5 protein-coding genes are annotated in these 2,301 nt (G+C 49.0%); all 5 read left to right on the forward strand.

The window, feature by feature from the left end:
* Positions 1-410: hypothetical protein (locus IJN28_08415; GenBank protein MBQ6713788.1), on the forward strand; the 410-nt coding region annotated here is incomplete at its 5' end.
* A gap of 28 nt (positions 411-438) precedes the next feature.
* Positions 439-750 (forward strand): hypothetical protein, encoded by a 312-nt coding sequence (locus tag IJN28_08420; GenBank protein MBQ6713789.1) that lies wholly within the window; start codon positions 439-441, stop codon positions 748-750.
* A 2-nt stretch (positions 751-752) separates the two neighbouring features.
* Positions 753-1,229, forward strand: a complete 477-nt coding sequence (locus IJN28_08425; protein ID MBQ6713790.1) for a hypothetical protein — start codon at positions 753-755, stop codon at positions 1,227-1,229.
* A 273-nt stretch (positions 1,230-1,502) separates the two neighbouring features.
* Positions 1,503-2,018, forward strand: a complete 516-nt coding sequence (locus IJN28_08430; protein ID MBQ6713791.1) for a helix-turn-helix domain-containing protein — start codon at positions 1,503-1,505, stop codon at positions 2,016-2,018.
* Between the two features lie 4 nt (positions 2,019-2,022).
* A partial coding sequence (locus IJN28_08435) for a hypothetical protein (GenBank protein MBQ6713792.1) occupies positions 2,023-2,301 on the forward strand: 279 nt, incomplete at its 3' end.

Genomic DNA, 2,301 nt, shown 5'->3' on the forward strand with positions numbered 1-2,301 from the left:
CATCGGACATAACGACTCTTCTGGAGCGAGTGGAGAAGCGTGCGATGGAGGTCATCAATGAACGGTATCCGTATGTGGTCGATCTGATGGGCGATACGCCTGTTGTGATCGATCCGTACGGGCATTATTCGCGTGAGGATAGTACGGTATGGCTGCTCCTGCTGTCGCGTGTGCAAGACAATAAGGAACTCTATGCGCGACTCTTTTATCTGCGCGGCGTAGGAACGAAGTTGATACAAGATCGAACGTGGGGGTATGTGATGCGTCCTGTTATCGGCAAGCAGGGGTGGGCATCACGCGATGAGTATGATCGGGAGAAGATGTGTCTCGAAGGATACCGCGATGAAGTAATTAGGCTCCTAGGAGCACTTGGTTCTCTCCCGCTTGCGGATATGGGATGGAATAAATGATTGACAGCTACTGAGAGGAGGATATGACATGAAGAAGAAAATGCGTGAGGCAAATCGTATGAACTGGCTGATGCCGTGTTATCAGTTTCAAGATGCAAACAATGACGAGCAGATGGAGAAGATCGAGGAAGAAGTGAAAGAGGTCTTTGACGCGCTGATCCGTTATATGGTCGATCCGGGCAGAGAGAATCGTAAGGCGCTCATGATGGAGTGTGCAGACGTACAAGTCTGTATGGAAACACTGATGCACAATCTGGGTGCGGATGAGTATGAGCGAATGGAAGCTCGTCGGTGCGTATGGAAGAAGAATGATGATCGCGGGTACTACGAGGAGGTGTGATCGTGGGATTCTATATGGATCATGTGATCGAGTTCGTGTTGATGTATCACAATGAGATTGAAGCAGCTGTTGAGGATAAACGAAATGGCGGCAATGTCATAACGGGCGGCAGCTGTGGCCACAGTCGTATCTCTGATCCGACAGCGAATAAGGCTGTTCGGAATGCATCAGAGGTCGCTTCGGTCAAGATCGTACATGGAGCTTCATGGTGCGGTGAACGATCGACCAAGACGATCCGCTTTCCCGAAAGATGGCTGCGCGTATCAAAGGCAGTGTGTGAACAATACGAACAAAATGAGCGTGCGAGAGACTTCTTCGATCGGCGGTACAACAAACGCGAAAATTGGCGAACGACTTGTGAGGAACTGAATATGAGCCGTGGTGTGTATTATGCGATGAGAACAGATGTTATTCATATGGCGGAGTTGTATGCAGCACATTACGGAGCATTTAGTCCGCAGGATTTTGGAAGTCTGTAGAAAAATTTTTCTCATTCGGCGAATGGGGTTCCAACTGTATTGCGTGATATGTTATACTAAAGCGAAAGCTGGCGGGAATACAGATCGGCACAAAGCACTGACAAATGTCGGTGCTTTTTTGTTGGGACAGACGGAAAGTCAACAGGTTAGGCAAAGTTTTTAGAAAAATTTTGGTATGGTTTGGTATATATTTTCTGTGATATTATTATCATGTGAATAAAGCGAAGCCGTCCGAGAGGGCGGCTTTTGTTATGCTTGAGAGGAGGTGACGACATGGCGAAGATAGGTCGTAAAGGAAAATATTCGGATTGGTTGACGTATGAGGGACTGCTGAAGGTCGAGGCGTGGGCACGCAACGGTCTCAGTGACGAACAGATCGCGAAGAATATCGGGATAGCGGTATCTACATTGTACGAATGGAAGAATAGGTTCCCCGAATTTTCGGAGGCTTTAAAAAAGGGCAAGGAAGTTGTCGACATCGAAGTCGAGAATGCTCTTTTGAAGCGTGCGCTCGGTCATCAGGTCGTAGAGGAGACGAAGGAAGCTCTTCGCCATCCAGAGACGGATCAGCCGCTTGTTGATTCTTCGGGTAATTCGATCATGGTCGTCACCAAGCAGATAACGAAGAATGTGCCGCCCGATGTGACGGCACAGATCTTCTGGCTGAAGAACCGCAAGCCTGATGTGTGGCGTGATCGCAAGGACATTGATATGCAGGCGAATATCCGCAATAATCCGTATGAGGGTCTGACCGAGGATCAGCTGAAGAAGTTGGCAGGCAGTGGATAGACAAATGATAGCGTTTGGTGCCAAATGTGAATTGGCACGCAGACGCTTTTTCTATTTCTGTCAGCTGATGGCACCCGATTTCTATCGCGAAGACAGGCCGTATATTGTGAGGCTGTGCGATGATCTGCAATCGTTCATTGAGAGCGATGCGAAGGTGCTCATCATCACGCTGCCGCCGCGTCACGGAAAAAGCCGTACAGCGCAGATGCTGGTCGAGTGGATGTTCGGCAAGGATCAGACGGAGAAGGTCATGACAGGTTCGTACAACAAGACACTGTCGACG

Source organism: Selenomonadales bacterium, assembly GCA_017442105.1.
Classification (GTDB): domain Bacteria; phylum Bacillota; class Negativicutes; order RGIG982; family RGIG982; genus RGIG982.